Origin of the sequence: Streptomyces brasiliensis (assembly GCF_014647875.1) — a bacterium.
Taxonomy (GTDB): Bacteria; Actinomycetota; Actinomycetes; order Streptomycetales; family Streptomycetaceae; genus Streptomyces; species Streptomyces brasiliensis.
The window spans coordinates 1-18,593 of the sequence record NZ_BMQA01000047.1; the positions used below are offsets into that span (position 1 = coordinate 1).

The 18,593-nt window shown below is 71.7% G+C and carries 15 protein-coding genes and 1 pseudogene; 15 read left to right on the top strand and 1 reads right to left on the bottom strand.

From position 1 onward, the window contains the following. Positions 1-350: 350 nt before the first annotated feature. From IEZ19_RS53190 to IEZ19_RS38015, 3 genes and pseudogenes are all read left to right on the top strand, one after another. Positions 351-481 (top strand): annotated as a pseudogene (locus IEZ19_RS53190) (dihydrofolate reductase family protein); the annotation flags it as partial. Between the two features lie 436 nt (positions 482-917). After that, on the top strand, positions 918-1,922 hold the full coding sequence (locus tag IEZ19_RS38010; protein WP_189315988.1) for a permease: 1,005 nt from the start codon (positions 918-920) through the stop codon (positions 1,920-1,922). After that, on the top strand, positions 1,919-2,647 hold the full coding sequence (locus IEZ19_RS38015) for a TIGR03943 family putative permease subunit (protein ID WP_189315952.1): 729 nt from the start codon (positions 1,919-1,921) through the stop codon (positions 2,645-2,647). The genes IEZ19_RS38010 and IEZ19_RS38015 overlap by 4 nt, the downstream gene beginning before the upstream one ends. Before the next feature lie 106 nt (positions 2,648-2,753). On the opposite strand, the gene IEZ19_RS38020 is transcribed toward IEZ19_RS38015, so the two are convergent. After that, a complete protein-coding gene (locus IEZ19_RS38020) occupies positions 2,754-3,776 on the bottom strand; it encodes a Gfo/Idh/MocA family protein (RefSeq protein WP_189315953.1) in 1,023 nt (340 codons plus the stop codon). A 129-nt stretch (positions 3,777-3,905) separates the two neighbouring features. Here IEZ19_RS38020 and IEZ19_RS38025 point away from each other — a divergent pair, with 129 nt between their 5' ends. The 12 genes from IEZ19_RS38025 (at position 3,906) to IEZ19_RS38080 (ending at position 18,518) form a co-directional block, all read left to right on the top strand. Further along, on the top strand, positions 3,906-4,643 hold the full coding sequence (locus tag IEZ19_RS38025; protein WP_189315989.1) for a GntR family transcriptional regulator: 738 nt from the start codon (positions 3,906-3,908) through the stop codon (positions 4,641-4,643). A gap of 186 nt (positions 4,644-4,829) precedes the next feature. Next, entirely contained in the window at positions 4,830-5,834 is a 1,005-nt protein-coding gene (locus IEZ19_RS38030; RefSeq protein WP_189315954.1) for a sugar ABC transporter substrate-binding protein, read from the top strand. After that, on the top strand, positions 5,831-6,856 hold the full coding sequence (locus IEZ19_RS38035; RefSeq protein WP_189315955.1) for an ABC transporter permease: 1,026 nt from the start codon (positions 5,831-5,833) through the stop codon (positions 6,854-6,856). Before IEZ19_RS38030 ends, IEZ19_RS38035 begins: the two co-directional genes overlap by 4 nt. After that, positions 6,853-7,644: an ATP-binding cassette domain-containing protein gene (locus IEZ19_RS38040; protein ID WP_189315956.1), complete on the top strand. Its 792-nt coding sequence runs from the start codon at positions 6,853-6,855 to the stop codon at positions 7,642-7,644. The genes IEZ19_RS38035 and IEZ19_RS38040 overlap by 4 nt, the downstream gene beginning before the upstream one ends. A gap of 194 nt (positions 7,645-7,838) precedes the next feature. Then, on the top strand, positions 7,839-8,984 hold the full coding sequence (locus IEZ19_RS38045; protein WP_189315957.1) for an ROK family glucokinase: 1,146 nt from the start codon (positions 7,839-7,841) through the stop codon (positions 8,982-8,984). After that, positions 8,981-9,565, top strand: a complete 585-nt coding sequence (locus tag IEZ19_RS38050; protein WP_189315958.1) for a sugar kinase — start codon at positions 8,981-8,983, stop codon at positions 9,563-9,565. Before IEZ19_RS38045 ends, IEZ19_RS38050 begins: the two co-directional genes overlap by 4 nt. 76 nt (positions 9,566-9,641) lie before the next feature. Beyond that, entirely contained in the window at positions 9,642-12,464 is a 2,823-nt protein-coding gene (locus tag IEZ19_RS38055) for an SCO1167/SCO6262 family helicase (protein ID WP_189315959.1), read from the top strand. Next, positions 12,461-14,572 (top strand): SWIM zinc finger family protein, encoded by a 2,112-nt coding sequence (locus tag IEZ19_RS38060; protein WP_189315960.1) that lies wholly within the window; start codon positions 12,461-12,463, stop codon positions 14,570-14,572. Before IEZ19_RS38055 ends, IEZ19_RS38060 begins: the two co-directional genes overlap by 4 nt. 510 nt (positions 14,573-15,082) lie before the next feature. After that, the gene (pcaDC, locus tag IEZ19_RS38065) at positions 15,083-16,393 is read left to right on the top strand and encodes a bifunctional 3-oxoadipate enol-lactonase/4-carboxymuconolactone decarboxylase PcaDC (protein ID WP_189315961.1); all 1,311 of its coding nucleotides are present in this window, start codon (positions 15,083-15,085) and stop codon (positions 16,391-16,393) included. Between the two features lie 165 nt (positions 16,394-16,558). Continuing rightward, the gene (locus IEZ19_RS38070) at positions 16,559-17,194 is read left to right on the top strand and encodes an MBL fold metallo-hydrolase (RefSeq protein WP_189315962.1); all 636 of its coding nucleotides are present in this window, start codon (positions 16,559-16,561) and stop codon (positions 17,192-17,194) included. Between the two features lie 42 nt (positions 17,195-17,236). Further along, positions 17,237-18,019, top strand: a complete 783-nt coding sequence (locus tag IEZ19_RS38075) for an exodeoxyribonuclease III (RefSeq protein ID WP_189315963.1) — start codon at positions 17,237-17,239, stop codon at positions 18,017-18,019. Positions 18,020-18,098: 79 nt separating this feature from the next. After that, positions 18,099-18,518: a DUF6278 family protein gene (locus tag IEZ19_RS38080; RefSeq protein WP_189315964.1), complete on the top strand. Its 420-nt coding sequence runs from the start codon at positions 18,099-18,101 to the stop codon at positions 18,516-18,518. The last annotated feature ends 75 nt before the right edge of the window (positions 18,519-18,593 follow it).

Here is an 18,593-nt window from a genome sequence, read left to right on the forward strand (position 1 = left end):
CCCAACACCCCCAACACGACCACTGATTGATCGGCTACACCACAAGAAGGGACATGACCTGCAGGGGCAGGCCCGCCTGTCCCCGTGACGGGTCTGTCCCTGCATGTGAGCCGGCCCGGGTGCCTACGCCGATGGGTGCCCGGGCCTATCCGTCGGGCGAGGGTGACAGGGGCCGCTCTTCAGGCTTCCGGCAACCACGCGGGCCGACGCCGCCGGTCCGATCCCCCTCCCGTCGCGGCTCTCACGGGCAATTCCCAGTCGAAGGGTCCAGTTGTACGCGTCGATCCGCCGGGATCACATGCTTCATGTGTGAGTGATGAGTTCGGGCGGTGGATCGGGTCTGCCCTGGTATGACTCGAATCATCGCGGACATCTCGGTCTCCCTCGACGGCTTCGTCACCCCGGCCCGGACAACGGTCTGGGAATCGGAGGCGAGGCTCTGCACACCTGGGCGTTTTCCGGCGACCCCGACGACCGCCGGGCCCCTTCGACGACCCTGTCGCTGAACTCCCGCCCAGGCCGCCTGCTATGTCGAAGAACGTGCGCCTCAGGCTCAGCGACGCCGCGGAGGTGGGCCACGGGGACGAGGTCTCGCTCGGCGTCACTCGCCGGTGGACGCCACGGTTGGTGCTTGCGGCGAAGGGGCGGGTGCGGCAGGGGCTTGCCGCATGCGGCTCACGGCGCGTGCGTTTTCAGCTGCCTTCCGCAGGTCCATCGCGGACAGATGTGCCGCGCACTGCGCGCCTTGGGAGCCGGTTGCTGAGGCCGTCGCACCTTGCTCCCGGTCGGAAGGGTGACTCGTCCGGAATTGCGTCCCCTGACGGCGTGTGGACGCGGCCATCGCCGGGTCTTCGCTTATCTTCAACCAGATGCCAACATCCGGAGTGAAAATGCAAGAAACGGATGAACTGGTTGATATGGCGGAAGGGGTGGCGGTCGTAACCGCCCGGTCGCCCTTGCGGCGCGTCGGCTCGTGGCCGCTCGTCACCACGATCGCGACCGCAGCCGGTGGGGCGACCGTGCTCCTCCTCGCGGGCACCGAGTGGCTCGCCCACCCGGCCCTCCAAGCCTGGCGCACCGTTTGCCTGGCCATCACTGTTCAGGCGTTCCCTTTCCTCCTGTTGGGCACGCTCCTGTCCGGCGCGATCAATGCCTTCGTGCCGGCCGACCTGCTCACCAGAGCGCTGCCGAAACGGCCCGCCCTCGCCGTACCTGTGGCCGGAGCGGCCGGAGCGATCCTGCCCGGATGCGAGTGCGCGTCCGTGCCGGTCGCGAACAGCCTGATCCGCCGGGGCGTCACCCCGGCCGCAGCCTTCGCCTTCCTGCTCTCGGCGCCCGCCGTCAATCCGATCGTCCTGACCGCCACCGCGGTTGCCTTCCCGGGAAACCCCGCAATGGTGGCCGCCCGACTGCTCGCCTCGCTCGCCACCGCCGCGGTGATGGGCTGGCTGTGGCTCTGGAGGGGCAGGGAGGAGTGGTTGCGCCCTGCCGTCCGGCACACCGGTCACCGGCACGGCCACGGCCGCTGGACCGAATTCCGCCTCGGTTTCCAGCACGACTTCCTGCACGCCGGCGGGTTTCTGGTGCTGGGAGCGATGGCCGCGGCCACCTTCAACGTGGCTATGCCGCGCTCCGTCCTGGACACCTTCTCCAACTCGTCATGGCTGTCTGTTCTCTTCCTCGCCGCCCTCGCCGTCCTGCTGGCGGTCTGTTCCGAAGCCGACGCCTTCGTCGCGGCCTCGCTCACGGGCTTCTCGGCCACCGCCCGGCTCGCGTTCATGGTGGTCGGCCCGATGGTGGATCTCAAGCTGATCGCCCTTCAAGCGGGCACATTCGGGCGGGCCTTCGCCTGGCGTTTCTCCACGGCGACCGTCGCCTTGGCGGTCGCCTCGAGCGTCGTGATCGGAGGTGCGCTGCTGTGAAACGCCCCGTACAGGTCCTGCTCCTGGCCATCACCGGCATCGGCCTGCTGCACGCCGCCCTCTTCACGGACCTCTACCTGCGCTACGTCAAGGAAGGTCTGCGCCCGCTGTTGATCGTCTCCGGGGTGCTGCTGGTACTGCTCGGCTTGACGGGGGCGGCTCGGGACCGGGGTCGTACGGAGGAGTCTGGCAGCGCGCAACACCACGACCACTCGACGGCACCCCGCATCGCTTGGCTGCTCTTCCTTCCCGCGCTGAGTCTGCTCTGCTACGCCCCGCCTGCCCTGGGCGCGTACACCGCAGCGCGCTCGAACGACAAGGCGGTCAAGGAGCGGAAGGCTTTCGACCCACTGCCTGCGACCTCGCCGTTGCCGATAACGCTCACGGACTTCACCACCCGCGTCCAGCGGGACCGCGGGCTGGCCGTCAAGGGCCGCACCGTCCAGATGACCGGCTTCGCCACCCCGGCCGGACAGGGCGGCGGCTGGTACCTGACCCGAATCATCTTCACGTGCTGCGCGGCGGACTCCCAGTCCGTCAAGGTCCGCATGTACGGCGGCGAGCCACCACCCGCCAACACATGGCTGACGGTGACCGGTACCTGGCACCCCAAGGGCACTCTCGGCACACCGACGGCGGAAGCCGCCCTCGACGTCGGCAGCACCAAGCGCATCTCTCCACCGGTCAACGCCTACACCGACGACCTGCCCCTCCTCCCCTCCTGACCCCCCACTCCACTCACCGGACCGCGGCCAACCCGATGATGGCTGCGCTGCGTCCACTGCGAGTCCGTCCTCGCCACGGACGGAACCACCCCGGCGATACGGCTGCTCACCTGAACGCCGGCTCGCCCCGGCCCGGGATCTCCACCAGGCGCACCGGCCTTCGCTCCCGTCTCGACACCTCGCACGCCTCGGCGACCCTCAGCGCCTGCAACGCCTCGAACCCGTCGCAGGGGTTGGCCCGCTCGCCGTTCAACACCTCGACGAACGCGCGCAGTTCGGCCTCGTACGCCGGTCCGAACCGCTCCAGGAAGCCGGCCCACGGCTTGTCCGCCGGGGGCGGTCCCGTCGGCTCCGTGGACGCGATCGGCGTACGGTCGTCCAGGCCCACCACGACCGTGTCCAGCTCTCCGGCGAGTTCCATCCGGACGTCGTAGCCCGCCCCGTTGAGCCGCGTCGCCGTCGCCGTGGCCAGCGTGCCGTCGTCCAGGGTGAGCAGGGCCGCGCCGGTGTCGACGTCACCGGCCTCCCGGAACATGGCGGGCCCGGCGTCCGACCCGGTCGCGTACACGTCGACGACCTCACGTCCCGTCACCCAGCGCAGCACGTCGAAGTCGTGGATCAGCGTGTCCCGGAACAGCCCGCCCGACAGCGCCAGCCACTCCGGCGGGGGCGGGGACTGGTCGGCCGTCATCGCCCGCACCGTGTGCAGCCGCCCGAGCCGCCGTGAGCGCACGGCCTCGCGCGCCCCGGCGTACCCCGCGTCGAAGCGCCGCTGGAAGCCCATCTGCAGCACCGTCCCCGCCGCCTCGACCTCGGCGAGTGCCTGCAGCGTGCCCGGCAGGTCGAGTGCGACCGGCTTCTCGCAGAAGACCGGCAGGCCCGAGCGCGCCGCCCGGCCGATCAGATCGGCGTGGGCCGAGGTGGTCGCGGTGATCACCACCGCGTCCACGCCCCACTTGAAGATCTCGTCCACCCCCGGTGCCGCCGTCTCGCCCAGCCGGTGCGCCAGCTCCTGCGCCCGTGCCGGATTCACGTCCGTGAGGATCAGGGATCCGACCTCACGATGACGGCTGAGCGTGTTCGCATGGATGGTGCCGATGCGGCCCGTACCAATGACCCCGATGCGCATGGAAACAAAGTGGAGGCCGACCCCACGCGCTGTCAATGCGTATGTCCGGACAATCGGACTACACGACTTCCCGTCATCCGGCCACGGAGCTACGCTCGCCCCGTGCCGAAACCAGAAGTGGACCCGACCGTGTCACTCGACCTCAGCGTGGACCGGAGTTCGCCGGTGCCCTTGTATTTCCAGCTCTCCCAGCAGCTGGAGGCCGCGATCGAGCACGGCGCGCTCACCCCGGGCAGCCTCCTGGGCAACGAGATCGAACTGGCCGCGCGTCTCGGTCTGTCCCGGCCCACCGTCCGCCAGGCCATCCAGTCCCTCGTCGACAAGGGACTGCTCGTGCGCCGCCGGGGCGTCGGCACCCAGGTCGTGCACAGCCAGGTCAAGCGCCCGCTGGAGCTGAGCAGCCTCTACGACGACCTGGAGGCGGCCGGCCAGCGCCCCGCCACCACCGTCCTGGTCAACACGGTCGTCCCGGCGTCCACCGAGGTCGCGGCCGCGCTCGGCCTCCCCGAGGGCAGCGACGTGCACCGTGTCGAGCGGCTGCGGCTGGCTCACGGCGAGCCGATGGCGTACCTGACGAACTTCCTGCCGCCGGGCCTGCTCGACCTGGACACCGCGCAGCTCGAGGCGACCGGCCTGTACCGGCTGATGCGCTCCGCCGGGATCACGCTGCACAGCGCCCGCCAGTCCATCGGCGCCCGAGGAGCCACGGCCGCCGAGGCCGAGCGCCTCGCCGAGACCGAGGGCGCCCCGCTGCTCACGATGCAGCGCACCACGTTCGACGACACCGGCCGCGCGGTCGAGTTCGGCGACCACATCTACCGCCCGACCCGCTACTCCTTCGAGTTCCAGCTGCTCGTACGGCCCTGAGCACCGTCGCAGTGCGTACCCGGGCGCCCCGGATTCGTAGCATTGTCCGGACAATGTGACCGAAACCTCGTCCCCGGTCGCGTCATGCGCGTTCCCCGTGTTCGATACTGAGTCGTTTGAGGCCGGTGAGGTCACCGACCGACGGGTCTCGCGTACGACAGAACACAGCAAGAAGGGCACGGCCTCGTGGCACGGTTTCGGACCTGGGTAGGCATCGCACTGGCAGGAGCACTCTCCGTGTCCCTGGCCGGCTGCAGCAGCACCGGCGGCAAACGGGCCGAGGACGCCCGCAAGGCCGCGGCGGCCCAGGGGAGGGCGGCGGTGAACACACCCCGCTGGACCTTCGCGATGATCACCCACTCGGGAGACGGCGACACCTTCTGGGACATCGTGCAGAGCGGCGCCGAGCAGGCCGCCGTCAAGGACAACATCAACTTCTTCTACTCGCACGACGACGAGGCCCAGCAGCAGGCGCAGCTCGTGGACGCGGCCGTGGACAAGAAGGTGGACGGCATCATCGTCAGCCTCGCCAAGCCCGACGCCCTGAAGGCGGCCGTGGCCCGCGCCGAGAAGGCCGGCATCCCGGTGATCACGGTGAACTCCGGCTCCGAGGAGTCCAAGGCCTTCGGCGCCCTCGCGCACATCGGCCAGGACGAGACCATCGCCGGCGAGGCAGTCGGTGACGAGCTGAACAAGCGCGGCAAGAAGAAGGCCCTGTGCGTTCTGCACGAGCAGGGCAACGTCGGCCACGAGCAGCGCTGCGCGGGCGTGGCCAAGACCTTCCACGGCACGGTCGAGAACCTCTACGTCAACGGCACCAACATGCCCGACGTCCAGTCCGCGATCGGAGCCAAGCTCCAGGCCGACAAGTCCGTCGACACCGTCGTCACGCTGGGCGCCCCCTACGCCGACACCGCCGTCAAGGCCAAGGCGGACGCGGGCAGCAACGCCGAGGTCGACACCTTCGACCTCAACGCCAAGGTCGCCGCCGAGCTGACCGACGGCACGCTCGGCTTCGCCGTCGACCAGCAGCCGTACCTCCAGGGCTACCAGGCGGTCGACCTGCTGTGGCTGTACAGGTACAACGGCGACGTCCTCGGCGGCGGCCGGCCCGTGCTGACCGGACCGCAGATCATCACCAAGGACCAGGCGTCCGCGCTGGCCGGGTACACGCAGCGGGGCACCCGATGAGCGCGGTCGACGAGAGGCTGCTGCCGGCGTCCCCGCTGCGCAGGCTGCTGTCCCGCCCGGAACTGGGCTCGGTCGTCGGCGCGATCGCCGTCTTCCTCTTCTTCGCGATCGCCGCCGACAGCTTCCTGCGGGCCGCCAGCCTCAGCACCGTCCTGTACGCGTCCTCGACCATCGGCATCATGGCGGTCCCGGTCGCGCTGCTGATGATCGGCGGCGAGTTCGACCTGTCGGCAGGCGTCATGGTCACGTCGTCCGCGCTGATCTCGTCGATGTTCAGCTACCAGATGACGGCGAACGTCTGGGTGGGAGTAGGCGTCTCGCTCCTGGCCACCCTGGCGATCGGCGCGTTCAACGGTTTCATGCTCACCCGCACCAAGCTGCCCAGCTTCATCATCACGCTGGGCACCTTCCTGATGCTGACCGGTCTGAACCTCGGCTTCACCAAGCTGATCGACAGCACCGTGTCCACGAAGACGATCGCCGACATGGAGGGCTTCCCGACGGCCCACGACGTCTTCGCCTCCACCCTCACCATCGGCGGAGTCGACTTCAAGATCACGATCCTGTGGTGGTTCGCCCTGGTCGCCCTCGCCTCCTGGATCCTGCTGCGCACCCGCGCCGGCAACTGGATCTTCGCCGTCGGCGGCAACCAGGACGCGGCCCGCGCGGTCGGCGTCCCCGTCGCGAAGACCAAGATCGGCCTCTACATGGGCGTGGCGCTCGGCGCCTGGATCTCCGGCCAGCACCTGCTCTTCTCGTACGACGTCGTCCAGTCCGGCGAGGGCGTCGGCAACGAGCTGATCTACATCATCGCGGCCGTCATCGGCGGCTGTCTGATCACCGGCGGCTACGGCAGCGCCATCGGCTCGGCGGTCGGCGCGTTCATCTTCGGCATGACCAGCAAGGGCATCGTCTTCGCCGAGTGGAACCCCGACTGGTTCAAGTTCTTCCTCGGAGCGATGCTGCTCCTCGCGACCCTGCTGAACGCCTGGGTCCGCAAGCGCGCGGAGGCGACGAAGTGAATCGGACCACGGAGCGTACGGCGCTCGTCGACCTGTCGGACGTCAGCAAGCGCTACGGCAACGTCCGTGCCCTGGAAGGGGTCTCACTGGAGGTCCGCTCCGGCGAGATCACCTGCGTCCTGGGCGACAACGGCGCGGGCAAGTCCACCCTGATCAAGATCATCTCCGGCCTCCACCAGCACGACGGCGGCACCCTGCGCATCGAGGGCGAGGAGACCCGCCTCACCTCCCCGCGCGAGGCGCTCGACCGCGGCATCGCCACCGTCTACCAGGACCTGGCCGTCGTACCGCTCATGCCGGTGTGGCGGAACTTCTTCCTCGGCTCCGAACCCCGCAAGGGCGCGGGCCCCTTCAAGCGCATGGACGTCGACTTCATGCGCCGCACCACCCACGCCGAACTCCTGCGCATGGGCATCGACCTCCGCGACGTCGACCAGCCGATCGGCACGTTGTCGGGCGGCGAACGCCAGTGCGTGGCGATCGCCCGCGCCGTGTACTTCGGCGCGAAGGTCCTCGTCCTGGACGAGCCGACGGCGGCGCTGGGGGTGAAGCAGTCGGGGGTCGTGCTGAAGTACGTGGCGGCGGCGCGGGACGAGGGCCTGGGTGTCGTTCTCATCACGCACAACCCGCATCACGCGTACCTGGTGGGGAACAGGTTCGTCCTGCTGCGGAGGGGGACGATGGTGGGGAATCACACACGGGACGAGATCACCCTGGACGAGCTGACCAAGCAGATGGCAGGCGGCTCCGACCTGGACGCTCTGGTCCACGAACTGCAAGACAGCTAGTGCTGTGACCGGAAGGGTTCACCGGCTCGCGACCGGCAAACCTTCCCGGCCACAGCACCAGGGGCGCGAGGCGGTGTCGATGTGCGGCTCCGCCGCGAGCAACCACAGCGCACCCGCACGCGGCAACGCTCGCGCACTCCCCTTGTCCCACCCGCACAGCACCCACCCCCCGTGGTGAGGCAGAATCGGCCGTGATGAGCACCTACCGCGACCTGACCGCCCCCATCGGCTCCCGCAGAGCAACCGTCCTGCGAACTGTCGGTACAAGGGAGCGCCGTTCACACCTCACGGCGCCCCGCGTACCGACCGTCGGCATCGACATCGGCGGCACCAAGGTGATGGCGGGCGTCGTGGACGCCGACGGCAACATCCTGGAGAAGGTCCGCACGGAGACCCCGGACAAGTCCAAGAGTCCGAAGGTCGTCGAGGACACCATCGTCGAGCTGGTCCTGGACCTGTCCGACCGGCACGACGTGCACGCCGTCGGCATCGGCGCAGCCGGCTGGGTCGACGCCGAGCGCAACCGCGTCCTGTTCGCCCCGCACCTGTCCTGGCGCAACGAACCGCTGCGCGACCGCCTGAGCGGCCGTCTCTCCGTGCCCGTCCTCGTCGACAACGACGCCAACACCGCCGCGTGGGCCGAGTGGCGCTTCGGCGCCGGCCGCGGCGAGGACCACCTCGTCATGATCACGCTGGGCACCGGCATCGGCGGCGCGATCCTTGAGGACGGCCAGGTCAAGCGCGGCAAGTACGGCGTCGCGGGCGAGTTCGGCCATATGCAGGTCGTGCCCGGCGGCCACCGCTGCCCGTGCGGCAACCGCGGCTGCTGGGAGCAGTACAGCTCCGGCAACGCCCTGGTCCGCGAGGCCAGGGAGCTGGCCGCCGCCGACTCCCCGGTGGCGTACGGGATCATCGAGCACGTCAAGGGCAACATCGGCGACATCAGCGGCCCGATGATCACCGAGCTGGCCCGCGAGGGCGACGCGATGTGCATCGAGCTGCTGCAGGACATCGGACAGTGGCTCGGCGTCGGCATCGCCAACCTCGCCGCGGCCCTCGACCCCTCCTGCTTCGTGATCGGCGGAGGCGTCAGCGCCGCCGACGACCTGCTGATCGGCCCCGCGCGGGACGCCTTCAAACGCCACCTCACCGGCCGCGGCTACCGCCCCGAGGCCCGTATCACCCGCGCCCAGCTCGGCCCCGAGGCCGGCATGGTCGGCGCGGCCGATCTCGCCCGGCTGGTCGCCCGGCGCTTCCGGCGCGCCAAGCGGCGCCGTGTGGAGCGGTGGGAGCGCTACGAGAGGTACGCCGAGGCCCGTCGCACCCGGGACACCGCATGACCGCGGCGCTGCCCCGCCAGGCCCTGTCCCCGGACGAGCACCCGGACCGGCCGGTCGAGAACCCGCGCCACAAGGCACGCCGCCGCGCGCTGACCCTGCTGATCATCGTGCTGCTCATCGGCGTCCCGGCCGGCTATCTGATGATCTCCGCGAACCAGAGCCGTGACAGCGGCAAGGACAAGGAGGCGAAGTACTCGTCGAGGGGCCTGGCCCCGGGCTGGCCGTCGAAGGTGCAGCGCCGTCTCTACCAGGTGAACGTCCCGCATCCGGCCGACTACATCGCCTACTACGAGACCAACAACTGGAAGACCAGCCGCCTCTACGTCGAGTTCCGCACCAACAGCGCGGGCCTGGACAGCTTCCTGGAGGCCATGGGCGTCCGGCGCGACGACCTGAAGAAGAACCACATCACGGTCGGCGCCCGCGACCGGAAGGTCAGCGGCTGGGACTTCACGGGTCCAGGCGCCTGGTCCGGTCTGGCGCACCCGCAGAAGAACCCGGCTCCCACCCAGGACGTCGTCGTGAACATGGCCGACCCGAACTATCCGATGGTGTACGTCGTCTCGCGCACGGTTCCCTGACGCGGCCGGTTGTCAGACCCCGCCCGTACAGTCGAAGACGTCTGATCCGAGGCACGGGCGGGAGGTGGCAGGACGTATGAGCGGCACGGCTGCGGCGGTCGAGAGCACGGGAGCACTCGGGGACTCCGTCCCGGCGCGCCTGGCCGCCGTGTACCTGCCCGCGCCTCTCCCGCGCGACGGGCGGATCGTCTTCTGGGACCCCGAGGGGGGAGCGCCGCCGGGAGAAGGCGAAGAGCTGACGGTCGTAGGGCGGCACGGCGCGGGTGTGCGCCGCAGGACCGTACCCGCGCTGTCCCTGCCGGTCGGTGCGGCCCTCCCGTTGCTCGTCCGGGCCCGGCACGACCCGGCCGCCCACCCGGCCACCGCCTGCTGGGGTGCCGCCGCGCTGCACGCGCTGCGGCTCACCGCCCGCGGCCGTCTGCTGCCCGGGCTGACCCCGACCGGACACGACGCCTGGCGCGCCGGGCCCCTGGAGCCGGACGACATCGCCCATCTGCGCGCGATCGCGGCGGCCCTGCCCGCCGAGGGCCACGCCGTGCCCCTGCCGGGCCCCGGTCCGCTGCGGCTGCCCGAGCCGGAGGCGCTGGTGCGCTCCTTCCTGGACGCGGTCGCGGACACCCTGCCCCGCACCCCGGCCGCGGCGTACACCGCCGGGAAGCCCTTCGCCGCCCGCGAGCCCCAGCGTCTGCCCGCCGCCCACGACTGGGCGGCCGAGGTCGCCGCGGGCATGGACGCGGGCGTACGGATCTCGCTCCGGCTCGATCTGTCGGCGTACGACCTGTTCGACGGCGGCGGCGTGCAGACGGTCGGCGCGGCGATCGTCCAGGTGCACAGCCTCGCCGACCCCACCCTGGTCGCCGATGCGGCCGCGCTCTGGGCGGGAGAGGCCGACGCGGCGTTCGGGCCACGCGCGCGTGTGGACGCGGCGCTCGCCGTGCGGCGGGCCGCCCGTGTGTGGCCGCCCCTGGACCGGCTCTCCGAGCAGGACGTGCCCGACGTCCTAGCCCTGTCCGAGGACGAGCTGGGCGAACTGCTGGGCGTGGCGGCGACCCGGCTCGCGACGGCCGGAGTCGCCGTGCACTGGCCCCGGGACCTGGCGCAGGACCTGAGCGCGGCCGCGGTCGTACGGCCGGCACCGGGCTCCGCGACCGACGGCACGGGCTTCTTCGAGAGCGAGGAACTGCTGCAGTTCCGCTGGCAGTTGGCCCTCGGCGGCGACCCGTTGTCCGAGGCCGAGATGGACGCGCTGGCCGAGGCGCACCGCCCGGTCGTGCGGCTGCGGGACCGCTGGGTGCTGGTCGATCCGGCGCTCGTACGAAAGGCCCGCAAGCGCGAACTGGGGCTGCTCGACCCGGTCGACGCGTTGTCCGTGGCGCTCACCGGTACCGCGGAGGTCGACGGCGAGAGCGTCGAGGCCGTACCGGTCGGAGCTCTGGCCGCCCTGCGCGACCGCCTCACCACGGGCCTGCGCCCCGCCGCGCCGCCCGCCGGTCTGCAGGCCACCCTCCGGGACTACCAACTCCGGGGTCTGGCCTGGCTCGACCTCATGACCTCCCTCGGCCTCGGCGGCTGCCTCGCCGACGACATGGGCCTCGGCAAGACGATCACCGTCATCGCCCTGCATCTGAAGCGGGCGCGCACCGAACCGACCCTGGTGGTCTGCCCGGCGTCGCTGCTCGGCAACTGGCAGCGGGAGATCGTCCGGTTCGCGCCCGGCGTCCCCGTCCGGCGCTTCCACGGCCCCGACCGCACGCTGGAAGGACTGACCGGCGGATTCGTCCTCACGACGTACGGCACCATGCGCTCCACGGCGGCCGCGCTGGCCGAGCAGCCTTGGGGCATGGTCGTCGCGGACGAGGCCCAGCACGTCAAGAACCCCTACTCGGCGACGGCCAAGGCGCTGCGCACGATCCCGTCCCCCGCACGCGTGGCACTGACGGGTACGCCCGTGGAGAACAACCTCTCCGAACTGTGGGCCCTGCTCGACTGGACGACGCCCGGGCTGCTCGGCCCGCTGAAGTCCTTCCGCGCCCGGCACGCGCGCGCGGTGGAGAACGGCGAGGACGAGGAGGCGGTGGCGCGCCTGGGCCGCCTGGTACGCCCCTTCCTCCTGCGCCGCAAGAAGTCCGACCCCGGCATCGTCCCCGAGCTGCCGCCCAAGACCGAGACCGACCACCCGGTCCCGCTCACCCGCGAACAGGCCGCGCTGTACGAGGCGGTGGTGCGGGAGTCGATGCTGGCCATCGAGACGGCGGACGGCATCGCGCGGCGCGGTCTCGTGCTGAAGCTGCTGGGCGCGCTCAAGCAGATCTGCGACCACCCCGCGCTGTACCTCAAGGAGGCGGCCGCCGCGGGCGACGGTCTCGCCGCCCGCTCCGGCAAACTGGCGCTTCTGGACGAGCTGTTGGACACGCTGCTGTCCGAGGACGGCTCGGCGCTGGTCTTCACGCAGTACGTGGGGATGGCCCGCCTCATCACGTCCCACCTCACCGCCCGCGCGATCCCGGTGGATCTGCTGCACGGAGGCACGCCGGTGCCGGAGCGGGAGCGCATGGTGGACCGCTTCCAGAGCGGCCGCACCCCGGTCCTGGTCCTGTCCCTGAAGGCGGCGGGCACCGGCCTCAACCTCACCCGCGCGGGCCATGTCGTCCACTTCGACCGCTGGTGGAACCCGGCGGTCGAGGAACAGGCCACCGACCGCGCGTACCGCATCGGCCAGACCCAGCCGGTCCAGGTCCACCGCCTGGTCACCGAGGGCACGGTAGAGGACCGCATCGCCGAGATGCTCGAAGCCAAGCGCGCCCTGGCCGACGCGATCCTCGGCTCGGGCGAGTCGGCCCTCACGGAACTCACGGACCGCGAACTGTCCGATCTGGTGACCCTGAGGAGGCAGCCGTGACCGCCCACGACCAACGCGCCGGCGACGCCGCGCGCCGGGCACTTCGGGCTGCGCGGGAGGCGGCGGAGGAAAAGGGGCCCGGGTCCGAGCCGGAGCCGAAGGAGGCTGCCGCCGACTCGCCGCGGCCGGGTGACGCCGCGCGCGCGGCGTTGCGGTCGGCTGTCTCCGCCCGGCGGGGCTCGGCAGCGGGAGAGGAGCGGGGTGGTGACGACACCGGTTCGGTGAAACCGGGTGAACACGCCGGGTCGGTGCAAGGGAAACCGGTCCACGAGACCGGTGGCCGAGAAGCGCCGGATGCCTCACGGGTGCGCGGCGCCGGCGGGGGGCCGGGGCGCCCGGGTGACGTGGCCCGCGAAGCGCTGCGAGCCGCCCGCCGTGAGGCCCGGGCGGTGGCGGAGGCGGAGACACCGGGACGGGAGCCGCGAGGCGGACAACAGAGCCCGGCACCTCCTGCTCAGCCCTCGTCCGACGTCACGCCGCCCAACCGTGCACGGCGCGGCGCCGCCACCTCCGGGCTCCGACCGGCCCTCGTCCACGCACGACGGGGTGGCGACCCTGCCGCTTCGACTGCCGGTGCCGGGGCTGCCGGATCGACAGCCGGGGCCGCCGTCCCTGCTTCCACCACCGCTGCCGCGGCAGCACAGGCTCCCCATGGCCAGTCGGCCCGTGGCATACGGGCGTTGCCGGCAGACGCGTTTCGGATGCCGGTCGCCATGGACGGACCGGCGGAAGCCGACGGCGTCAACCCTCCAGCGGATCAGTCCACTTCAGGTGCCCGACCCGGTGAAGCACAGGGGGATGACACCGTGCCCGCCACCGCCCCTCCCCACCTCCCCCGCACCATGGCCAGCCCCCACCGCGACAGCGAACTCCGCCGTACCTTCCAGCCCTTCCCGCCCCGTACGGCGGCGGAGGAGACCGGGTTCGCCGAGACCTGGTGGGGGAACGCCTGGGTCGACGCGCTGGAGCAGGGCGCGTTGGACGTCAAGCGGCTGGCGCGGGGACGGGGTTACGCCGAGCGGGGGCATGTCGACGCGATCACCGTGACGCCGGGGCTCGTGCTGGCCTATGTGCAGGGGAGCCGCCCGCGGCCCTACCGGGTGCAGGTCCGGCTGCGCACGTTGGGCGAGGACGACTGGGCGCGATTCCTGGACGCCGCCGCCGAGCGCACCGGACACATCGCCGCGCTGCTCGACAAGGAACTGCCGCAGTCCCTCGCCGTCTGCGGAGTGCCTCTCCTGCCCGGCCCCGGTGATCTCGAACCCCGGTGCAGCTGCCCCGACTCCGGTCACCCCTGCAAGCACGCCGCGGCCCTCTGCTACCAGACCGCCCGCCTTCTCGACGCCGACCCCTTCGTCCTGCTCCTGCTGCGCGGCCGCGGCGAACGCGAGCTGCTCGACGCCCTGTCCCGCCGCAACGCGACGGCAGCGGCCCGCGCGGCCCAGGAACGGCAGCCGGCCCCGCTCGCCGGCGTACGCGCCACCGAGGCCCTCGCCGACCGCCGACTCCCGCCCCTCCCCTCACCGTTGCCCCACCCCCCGCACCCCGAGCAGCCCCCCGTGTACCCGGCGGCGCCCGGCGGCCCGGATCCCTTCGCGCTGGACCAGCTCGCCACGGACGCCGCCGTCCGCGCCCACGCCCTGCTCGCCACCGGGCGCGACCCGGTCGGCGGCCTGACCCTGTGGCAGGACGCCGTACGTCTCGCCGCTGCCAGACCCGGTTCCGGACTCACCGCCGGGACCCGCGCGCTCTACTCCTCGCTCGCCTCCGCCGCCGACCGCACCCCGGCCGACCTGGCCCGCGCGGTCGCCGCCTGGCGGCAGGGCGGGCTGGAGGGGCTCGCCGTCCTGGAAGAGCCCTGGGACCCGCCGGCAGGCCGATTCGACCGCGCCCGCCCGCTGCTCCTCGCCGCCGACCTCCCGGCGTTCCGCCCCTGGCGCAACCGACTCACCCACCCCCAGGGTCATGTCCAACTCCGCCTGGGCCAGGACGGGTTGTGGTACGCATATGAGTCGGAACCGGGCCGCGACGACTGGTGGCCGCGCGGCACCCCGGACCTGGACCCGGTCGGCGCCCTGACGGGCCTCGGCACACTGGACGAACCGTGAGGCCCGGGGACGAGCGTCGCCGCCAGCCCCGCCCCCACCCCGTGAGACTCCCTGCCGACGGGGCCCGTCCCCTCGTCCGATGTCACCAGTGATCCGCAGCCCACGCCGCCCCGCGGTCCCGCGCGCTCGCGTCCCGCTGCTGCCGTTGTTGATCGTCACCCCCTGACGGCGGCTTCACGTCGGCCGGTTCAGCGCCGTGCGCGCGCTCACCGCACATGCCCGCATACCGCCGTACGTCTCCGGCCGCGGCCGGCCCTCCTCCAGTCCACGGCCCCCGTGCCACGCTCGCCTCCTACGCCACGGGTCTGCCCGGCTGTTCCTGTGCGCGGCCGTCACCCCACCCGGCCCGCCGCCCACGCACTGTGCGGCGCCGGAGCGGCGGCCTCCGCACTTCGCCACCCCGGCATCACACCACCGGAATCTTCGCGGATTCATCACAACGTGGGACGGCTTGCACGGGGCTGCGACCCGATCACGTGAGAATCTGCGAGATGTGAGAGCGTGCAGGGCGTGAGTGAGACACCGATGAACACCCTGCAATACCGCTTTGACGGGCCAGAAGACGCACCTGTCCTGATCCTGGGTCCCTCACTCGGTACCACCTGGCACATGTGGGACCGGCAGGTGCCGGAGCTGGCCAAGCAGTGGCGCGTCTTCCGCTTCGACCTGCCGGGGCACGGCGGCGCGCCCGCACACCCGGCCGGTTCCGTCACCGAGCTGGCCGCCCGGCTGCTGGCCACGCTCGACGGACTCGGCGTACAGCGCTTCGGATACGCGGGCTGTGCGCTCGGCGGCGCGATCGGCGTCGAACTGGCACTGCGCCGCCCCGACCGGGTCGCCTCGCTGGCACTGGTCGCCACCTCGCCGCGGTTCGGCACAGCCGACGAGTTCCGCCAGCGCGGCGTGATCGTGCGCACGAACGGCCTCGACCCGATCGCCCGGACCTCGCCGGAACGCTGGTTCACCGCAGGATTCGCGGCCGCGCAGCCCGCGATCACCAAGTGGGCCGTGCAGATGGTCCGCACCACCGACCCCGGCTGCTACATCGCCGCGTGCGAGGCGCTCGCCGGCTTCGACGTGCGGCCCGAACTGGGCCGCATCGGCGTGCCCACCCTGGTCCTGGTCGGCTCGGACGACCAGGTCACCGGCCCGGCCGAGGCCCGCACTCTGGTCGCCGGGATACCGGACGCCCGGCTCGCGGTCGTCCCCGGCGCCTCCCATCTGGTGCCGGTCGAGCAGCCCGCGGCCGTCAGTGACCTGCTGGTGCGGCACTTCTCCACGGCCTGGCAGCCCGCCTACGACTCGACCACCGGCCAGATGGCGATCCCGGCGCCCCCCGTCAAGCCGGTCCTGGCCGCCGCGCCGCATATCGCTCCGCAGGCCTCGCCCATCGCCGAGATCGCCCCGGCCGTCGTCGTACCGCCGCAGGCATTCGGCCGGCCCGACCCCTACGACGCGGGGCTCAAGGTCCGCCGGGAGGTGCTCGGCGACGCGCACGTGGACCGGGCGCTGGCGCAGGCCGACGGCTTCTCGGGGGACTTCCAGGAGTTCATCACCCGGTACGCGTGGGGCGAGATCTGGGACCGGCCCGGCCTCGACCGGCGCTCACGCAGCTGCGTCACGCTCACTGCGCTGGTCGCCGGCGGTCATCTGGAGGAGCTGGCTTTCCACACGCGGGCGGCCCTGCGCAACGGTCTGACCCCGGTGGAGATCAAGGAAGTGCTGCTGCAGGCGGCCGTGTACTGCGGGGTGCCGGCGGCGAACAGCGCGTTCAGGGTGGCCCAGCAGGTCATCCGCGAGGAGACCACACCGGAGGACTGAGCGCGGCGAGGGCGGGGACCACGGTCCGGCCGGCGCGGGTCCTGCGCCGCGATGCCGGGGCAAGGGTGATGGCTGCGCGCGGCCGGGTGCGGATCTTGGTCCGGGTAGGACGAGCACCTGTCTGCGCCGTGCCGACGCCCGGCCGGCGGGGGCAGGATGGTGACCATGAAGCTCACGAAGATGTCCCACGCCTGCGTCCGTCTCGAGAAGGACGGGCGGACCCTTGTTCTCGACCCCGGCGGCTTCAGCGAGCAGGACGCCGCGGTCGGCGCCGACGCGATCCTGGTCACGCACGAGCACCCGGACCACTTCGACGAAGGCCGGCTGCGGGCCGCGATGGAGGCCGACCGGGCGGCCGAGATCTGGACCCTGAAGTCGGTCGCCGACAAGATCGCGGCGGCCTTCCCGGGCCGCGTGCACACCGTCGGCCACGGCGACACCTTCACCGCCGCGGGTTTCGACGTGCAGGTCCACGGCGAACTGCACGCCGTGATCCACCCGGACATCCCCCGGGTCACCAACGTCGGCTACCTGATCGACGGCGGCCGCGTCTTCCACCCCGGCGACGCCCTGACCGTCCCTGACCGGGCGGTCGAGACGCTGATGCTCCCGGTGATGGCCCCCTGGAACAAGATCGCCGAGGTCATCGAGTACGTACGTGAGGTCAAGCCGCAGCGCGCCTACGACGTGCACGACGCCCTGCTCACCGACCTCGCCCGCCCCATCTACGACCGCCAGATCGGCGCGCTCGGCGGCGCGGAACACCTGCGGCTCGCGCCGGGCACATCGGCCGACGTCTGACGCGGGACGGCGTTGTCAGTGCGGCCGGGTAGGTTGTGAGGCATGCGCATCGCGACCTGGAACGTGAACTCGATCACCGCCCGCCTGCCGAGGCTGCTTGCCTGGCTGGAGAGCAGCCGCACGGACGTGCTGTGCCTCCAGGAGGCCAAGATCGCCGAGGACCAGTTCCCGTTCGCCGAACTGCGCGAGCTGGGGTACGAGGCGGCGGTGCACGCGACCGGCCGGTGGAACGGGGTGGCGGTGCTCTCCCGCGTCGGCCTGGAGGACGTGGTCAAGGGCCTGCCCGGCGACCCCGGCTACGAGGGCGTCCAGGAGCCCAGAGCGATCTCGGCGACCTGCGGCCCGGTCCGCGTCTGGTCGGTGTACGTGCCGAACGGCCGCGAGGTGGACCACCCCCACTACGCGTACAAGCTCCAGTGGTTCGAGGCGCTCAAGGCGGCCGTCGCCGGTGACGCGGGAGGCAGCCGCCCCTTCGCGGTCCTCGGCGACTACAACGTGGCACCGACGGACGACGACGTCTACGACCGGGCCGCCTTCGAGGGCCTGACCCACGTCACCCCCGCCGAGCGGGCCGCCCTGACCGCCCTGCGCGAGACGGGCCTGTCGGACGTCGTGCCGCGGCCCCTCAAGTACGACCACCCGTTCACGTACTGGGACTACCGCCAGCTCGGCTTCCCCAAGAACCGCGGCATGCGCATCGACCTGGTGTACGGCAACGCGCCGTTCGCCAAGGCGGTCAAGGACGCGTACGTCGACCGTGAGGAGCGCAAGGGCAAGGGCGCCTCGGACCACGCGCCGGTGGTGGTCGACCTGGAGGTCCAGTAGGCGAACGCCGCAAGTACGGCCCGCGACACCCCTGTGCGGGCTGTGGTGCGTATGGCGGTGTGAATGACACGCTGGGCGTATGAACATCCCCTTCCTGGGCAACCGGCACAAGAAGAGCGATGAAGCGGCGTTCACGACCGACCCGGACGGCGTCGCCGAGCTGCTGTCCGAGTGCGAGCTGCTGCGCTCCCAGGCGTCCCGGGAGGGCGTCCTCCTCGACGACTCGGTGGCCTCGTTGGAGGCGATCGACCAGCTGCTGCCGCGCTGGCGCGACGACGAGGAGGTCCTGCCCTGGCTGGGCAGCGACGCGGGACTCTATCTGGGCACGGTGATCGTGCGGACGGTGCCCGGCGCGTGCTGGCACATCTGGCCCGGTGAGCGTCCCGTCGTACGCCTGGAGTCCGGGCGTGAGTTCGACGTCGTCTCGTCCGGCCAGGAGTGGGCCGTGAGCGGCGTTCCCGAGCTCTCCCAGCTGTACGCGGAGGTCGCCGAGTTCTGAGACGCGACGGAGACGCAAGGTGAATACGGCTGATACCCGAAAAGTTTGCGTCGTGCATCAACTCCACGCTTGTCT

What these genes read in the sequence shown, in the direction of transcription:
- IEZ19_RS38010 (WP_189315988.1), top strand. Translation starts at nt 918, where the DNA reads ATGGCGGAAGGGGTGGCGGTCGTAACCGCCCGGTCGCCCTTGCGGCGC.
- IEZ19_RS38020 (WP_189315953.1), bottom strand. Translation starts at nt 3,776, where the DNA reads ATGCGCATCGGGGTCATTGGTACGGGCCGCATCGGCACCATCCATGCG.
- IEZ19_RS38035 (WP_189315955.1), top strand. Translation starts at nt 5,831, where the DNA reads ATGAGCGCGGTCGACGAGAGGCTGCTGCCGGCGTCCCCGCTGCGCAGG.
- IEZ19_RS38045 (WP_189315957.1), top strand. Translation starts at nt 7,839, where the DNA reads ATGAGCACCTACCGCGACCTGACCGCCCCCATCGGCTCCCGCAGAGCA.
- IEZ19_RS38050 (WP_189315958.1), top strand. Translation starts at nt 8,981, where the DNA reads ATGACCGCGGCGCTGCCCCGCCAGGCCCTGTCCCCGGACGAGCACCCG.
- IEZ19_RS38055 (WP_189315959.1), top strand. Translation starts at nt 9,642, where the DNA reads ATGAGCGGCACGGCTGCGGCGGTCGAGAGCACGGGAGCACTCGGGGAC.
- IEZ19_RS38070 (WP_189315962.1), top strand. Translation starts at nt 16,559, where the DNA reads ATGAAGCTCACGAAGATGTCCCACGCCTGCGTCCGTCTCGAGAAGGAC.
- IEZ19_RS38075 (WP_189315963.1), top strand. Translation starts at nt 17,237, where the DNA reads ATGCGCATCGCGACCTGGAACGTGAACTCGATCACCGCCCGCCTGCCG.
- IEZ19_RS38080 (WP_189315964.1), top strand. Translation starts at nt 18,099, where the DNA reads ATGAACATCCCCTTCCTGGGCAACCGGCACAAGAAGAGCGATGAAGCG.